Here is a 229-nt window from a genome sequence, read left to right on the forward strand (position 1 = left end):
AGGGCCCGATCCTCGAAGCGGGAGACAAGCGGATCGGTGTCGTCACGCACTATCATGGCCCCTGGTGGATGGAAGGCACGTTGACCGGCAGTTAGGCTCATGCGGAATCGACGCCGGCGAACATGCGCGTCAACGCCGGGCTTGCCATCGCACGGATCATGGAGATAGTCCATGCGGTTGCCATGGAGGACCAGCCAGGCGCCGTCGGCGGCGTCGGCCGGGTCTTCTT

1 pseudogene is annotated in these 229 nt (G+C 64.6%); it reads left to right on the forward strand.

Going from position 1 to position 229, the window contains the following annotated elements:
• Positions 1 to 229: pseudogene (locus ACPYOI_RS37355) on the forward strand (Zn-dependent hydrolase); the annotation flags it as partial.

Source organism: Rhizobium sp. SVR5-2C (assembly GCF_056755115.1).